Annotated in this window: 5 protein-coding genes; all 5 read right to left on the reverse strand. The window is 72.5% G+C overall.

Features of this window, described 5'->3' with window-relative positions; all coding sequences use genetic code 11:
• Positions 1-441 (reverse strand): ATP-binding cassette domain-containing protein (locus MXD58_RS19490; RefSeq protein ID WP_250609690.1); only part of this gene is annotated, 441 nt, incomplete at its 3' end.
• 4 nt (positions 442-445) lie between these two features.
• Positions 446-1,327, reverse strand: coding sequence for an ABC transporter permease (locus MXD58_RS19495; protein WP_248837959.1), 882 nt, complete (start codon positions 1,325-1,327; stop codon positions 446-448).
• Positions 1,324-2,475 (reverse strand): ABC transporter permease, encoded by a 1,152-nt coding sequence (locus MXD58_RS19500; protein ID WP_250609691.1) that lies wholly within the window; start codon positions 2,473-2,475, stop codon positions 1,324-1,326. The genes MXD58_RS19495 and MXD58_RS19500 overlap by 4 nt, the downstream gene beginning before the upstream one ends.
• A gap of 266 nt (positions 2,476-2,741) precedes the next feature.
• Positions 2,742-3,650, reverse strand: a complete 909-nt coding sequence (locus tag MXD58_RS19505) for an ABC transporter substrate-binding protein (RefSeq protein WP_248837957.1) — start codon at positions 3,648-3,650, stop codon at positions 2,742-2,744.
• Between the two features lie 97 nt (positions 3,651-3,747).
• The gene (locus MXD58_RS19510) at positions 3,748-4,818 is read right to left on the reverse strand and encodes an LLM class flavin-dependent oxidoreductase (RefSeq protein WP_248837956.1); all 1,071 of its coding nucleotides are present in this window, start codon (positions 4,816-4,818) and stop codon (positions 3,748-3,750) included.
• Between the last annotated feature and the right edge of the window lie 299 nt (positions 4,819-5,117).

Below are 5,117 nucleotides of genomic sequence, written 5' to 3' on the forward strand. Positions count from 1 at the left end.
GGCCACGCGCACCCGGGCCAGCAGCTCCTCGGCCTCGGCGGCGGCCGCGCGCCGGCTCACCCCGGGCCGCAGCCGGCAGGCGTCGCGCAGCTGGAACCCGATCGTGAACACCGGGTTCAGCGCGCCGCGGGAGTCCTGGAAGACCATCGCGATCCGGCTGCCCCGGATCGCGCGGAACTCCCGCTCGCCGAACCGGGTCAGGTCGGCGCCGTCGAAGTGGATCGTGCCGCCGGTGCGGTGAAAACCGTGCGGGCTCAGGCCGAGCGCGGCCAGCGCGGTGAGCGTCTTGCCGCTGCCGGTCTCGCCGACGATGGCGGTCATCGAACCGCGGCGCACCCCGAACGTCACGTCGGTCAGGACCGGGCGGGCCTGTCCGCCGGGGCCGCGGAACTGTCCGCTGTAGTGCTCGTAGGCCAGCAGCGTGGAGGTCAGCGCAGTCATCTGGTCACCGGCCGCGGCGGTCGAGGTCGTCGTCGGACAGGCCGTCGCCGAGGAAGTGGAAGCCCGCGGCGAGCGCCAGGATGCACAGGCCCGGGAAGAACGAGATCCACCACCGGCCGTTGACGATCGCGCTCTGCCCGCCGGCGATCATCGAGCCCCACTCGGCGGAGCCCGGCTCGATGCCGAGCCCGAGGAACCCCAGCGCCCCCACCGTCGAGATGACCCAGGAGGCGTTGATCGCGGCGTAGGCGACCAGCGGGCGCAGGCTGTTCGGCAGGACATGGCGGAACAGCACCCCGGCCGGGCGCCGGCCGATCATCCGGGCCGCCTCGGCGAACTGCCAGTTCTTCTTCGACATCACCTCGGCGCGGGCCAGTCGGGTGTACTCGGGCATCGGGATCAGCGCGGTGATGAGGACGACGTCGAGCATCCCGCCGCCGAGCGCGGAGATCACCAGCATCGCCAGCAGGATCGACGGGAACGAGTTCATCACCTGCCCCACCCGCATCGTGAGCCCGTCGAACCAACCGCCCACGTAGCCGGCGAGCGCCCCCCAGACAGTGCCGACGACGAGGGCGAGCGCGACCACCGCGACGGTGACGCCGACGTCGGTGCGGGTCGCCGCGAGCGCCCGGGAGAAGATGTCGCCACCGACCGCGTCGGTGCCGAACAGGTGCCCGGAGCCCGGCGCGGCGGAGAAGTCACCGGTGGCCGGGTCCATCGGCGGGTACGGCGTCCAGAACAGCGAGACGATCGCCGCCAGCACGAACAGCCCGAGGATCCCCGCGCCGAGGCGTACCGACCAGGACGAACGCGCCGCCGTGCGCAGCAGCCCGCCGCGCACGGCCGGCTCCCGGGCGCCGAGCGGCGCCGCCGGGGCCGTCACGACCGCACCCGCGGGTCGGCGCGGCGGTAGGCGACGGCGAGCAGCTCGTAGATGACGACGTAGAGAACGGTGGCGTACAGGACGAAGCCCTGCACGGCCGGGAAGTCGGAGTCCCCGATGGCCTTCACGGCGTAGTTGCCGATGCCGGGCCAGCCGAAGACGCCCTCGACGAGGATCGAGCCGACGAAGGTGAACGCGACGACGTTCGCGAGCATCGTCAACACGGGCAGCAGTCCGTTCTTCAGCGCGTACACGAACCAGATCCGCCGCCGCCCGAAACCGGCGGCGATCGCGGTGCGCGTGTAGTCGGCCGCCAATGCCTCCACCATCGACGCCCGCACCACCTTCGAGATCGGTGCCGCGAGCCCCGCGGCGAGGGTGAGGACCGGCAGCACGAGCTGGCGGGTGGCGTCGGCGGCGGTCGACCAGCGGCCCCGCAGGATGCTGTCGACCAGGTAGAAGCCGGTGAGATGGCCGGGCGGGTCGGTGCCGATCGGCAGCCGCCCGGCCGGGCCCGGGGCGAGGTGCAGCTTGGTGTGGAAGATCCACAGGAGCATCAGGCCGATCCAGAACTGCGGCATCGCCAGCGCCCCGATGGTGACCAGCCGGCTGGCCACGTCGGCGGCGCGGCCGCGGCGCACAGCGGACACGACACCCGCGACGATCCCGCCGACGATGCCCAGGAGCAGGGAGTACACCGCGAGTTCGGCGGTCGCCGGCAGGCGGGACCACAGATCCGAGCTGACCGGCCGGCCGGTCTGGAACGACCGGCCGAGATCGCCGTGGACGAGCTGGCCGAGGAAGTGGAGGTACTGGGCGGGGATCGACTCGTCGAGGCCGAGCCGGGCCCGTATTTTGGCCATCTCGGCCGCCTGGGCGTCGGCGCTGGAGGCGCCGCCGCCCGACGAGCCGAGGAACAGCGAGACCGGGTCGGGTGCGAGGACCCGGGTGACCAGGAAGGTCACGGTCACCACGCTGAGAAGGACGGCGAGGGAGCCCGCGAGCTGCCGGCCGGCGCGGGCCAGCCAGCCGGGCAGGGCCCGGGTGCCGGCCCGACCCGGCGGTGCCGGCGGACCGGGCGAGGCTGGTGGATGCTGGTATGAGGTCGCCGCGGCGCTCGCCTCGGCGACGGTGGGCGTCAGGGCCATCAGCCGCCCTCCGGCGGTTCGACGGGACGGTACGGGCCGCGCGGCCGGCGCCGCGGTGCCCGCCCCCGCCAGGGCGACTGCCCTGGGCCGGGACGGCGTCTCCGTGGGATCGAGCGCCATTGGCTACCAACCATGGTGAAACCGTATACAAGATGGTTTGCAGCGAGATTTCGTAGCCATGTGGTGCCGATGAAACAATGCCGGATGTCAGCGCAGGTCAGCGGCCTGCCGGCACCGGGCGAGCGGCCGGCGCGGCGCCGCGGCGCCTACCGTCCCGCGCTGTCGAGCACGACGTCGGTGACGAGTTCGTCGTACGATGCCGGCCGCAGCGCCAGGCCCGCGTCGAACATCATCATGCTCATCCGATCGCAGCCCGCACGGTCGATGCGCACGCCCTCCCAGGTGCCGTTCGCCATCATCGCCGCGGTCGCCTCGCGCAGCACGTCCGGATCGGCGTCGGGGAACGTCGTGCCGAGCAGCGCGGCGACGTCGGCGTCCGCGGGGTTCGCCTCGACCAGCGCGCCCATCGCCGCGCCGATCGCCGACAGGAAGGCGCCCAGCGGCTCACGCAGCGCCTCGAGGCGGTCCGGGCGCACGCAGTACACGCTGTTCGACATCGTTCCGCCGGCCTCGGCGAGCGGGCAGGTGATCACCCCGTGGCCGTCGTGTACGAGCTTCGTCGCGGTCAGCAGGTCCACGATGATCGCGTCCCCGATGCCGCCGGTGTAGAGCTCCAGCAGCAGCTCGCGGGACAGGTCGCGGACAAACCGGGTATCCGCCGGGTTGCCGCCCGCCGCCCGGATGAGGCCCGCGGTGAACACGTACGGGACGGTCCCGGTGAACCCGGGGACGAGCACGGTCCGCCCGGCCAGCCACGACCAGCTGAACGACTCGACCGGCTCGCGGGTGACGATCGCCATCGGGCAGCGCGCGTTGAGCTGGCCGACGACGGTGATCTCACGCTTGAGCCCGGCGAACATCGCCGGCACCCACAGCCCGCACAGCGCGATGTCCGCGGCGCCGGACTCGAGGTCGTCGAGGACCCGCGTCCACGGCTCGCGCGGCTCGGCGTGAACCTGCAGGCCGCGGGCGGCGAACAGGCCGGTGGTGTCGGCGTAGTACTCCGGCAGGTAGTTCAGCACGCGGGCGGTGGCCGCGATCCGCAGGACGTCCATGATCACTCCAGGGGAGATCGGTGGGAGGTGCGGGGTACGGAGGTGCTGGGTGACGCGCGCGGCGGTGGCCGCGCCGTCGGCGGCCCTCCGCCGGGGCTCAGGGGCGCTCGCCGCCCATCGGGAAGTCCAGGAGTGGCACGACCTCCTGGCCGAAGCGGTCGAGCGGTTCGGTGAAGTCGTCGAACAGCACGAGCACGTCGTCGAGGCCGTCGACCCGGGCGATCTCGTTCAGTCGGGCCGCGACCGTCCGCGGCGAGCCCATGATCAGATTGCCGTCGTCGGGGTTGAGCGCCCGGTGTGGGTTGATCGTCCGGGCCAGCGTCGCGGAGCTGCCGCCGGAGCGGTCCAGCGCGTAGTGGTTGCGCTCGTTCTCCAGCGCCTCGGCGTCCGAGCCGCTGTTGTAGTGGTCCACCCGGCGCCGGGCCAGGGCGTCGGTGTCGTCCATGACGATGAGCCGTTGCACGATCGGCCGCACCGACCGGCCGGTCTCGCGGGCGGACGCGGCGAGATCCGCCACCGCCCGCTCCAGCCCGGCGACGCCGTGGCCGATGGTGAAGTTGTAGTCGGCGTGCTCGGCGGCGAAGCGCCGCCCCCGCGGCGACGCGCCGGCCGAGATCAGCGTGACCGGGTTCGCCGGCACCGGGCCGAGCATGCAGTCGTCGAGCTGGAAGTACTGGCCGCGCAAGTCGCTGCGCCCGGTCGCCCAGAGCTCCCGCAGGATCGTCACGTACTCGCTGGCGTAGTCGTAGCGGTAGGAGAAGTAGTCGTCGTCGGGCCACAGGCCCATCTGCGCGTACTCCTCGCGGTGCCAGCCCGCGACGATGTTGATGCCGAACCGGCCCGGCGCCACGGCGTCGATCGTCGAGGCCATCCGGGCGACCATCGCCGGATGCAGTGACAGGATGCCGACAGAGGCGTAGATCCCGATGTGCTCGGTGGACGCGGCGAGCGCCGCGGCGAGCGTCATCGTCTCCAGCGTGTGGTTCCAGTGTTCGGTCACACCGCCGTAGCCACGGAACGTCACCATGCTCATGGCGAAGTCGAAGCCGTACTTCTCCGCCCGCGCCGTGACGCTCTGGTTGAGCTCCCACGTCGGCATGAACAACGGCGCCGTCGTGGACGAGATCCAACCGTTGTTGCCGGTGGGCAGGAAGATACCGATACGCACGGTCACACTCCAGGGATTGCCGGGCAGGCACGCGAGGACGCCACACGACGGCGCCCCGGCGCGGCGCCGTTCCCGGACGCACGGGTCAGGCGGGCGTGCGGGGTCTTGCGGGGTTGGGGACGCGGACGACTGTGTCCGCTGACGGCCGACGGTTCACGCCGCCGGCCGACCGCTCGCGTCGCGATCGGCGCGGCGCCGCGGACCCGCGCCGCTGCGGGCCGCACCACGCTCGGCACACCTGAAAGCTGGTGGTTGCGGTACCGCAGCGCATACGAACGGGACCACCTGCGCCTACGGCT

The sequence above is a fragment of the Frankia sp. AgKG'84/4 genome (assembly GCF_023242965.2).
In the GTDB taxonomy this organism is placed as follows: Bacteria; Actinomycetota; Actinomycetes; order Frankiales; family Frankiaceae; genus Frankia.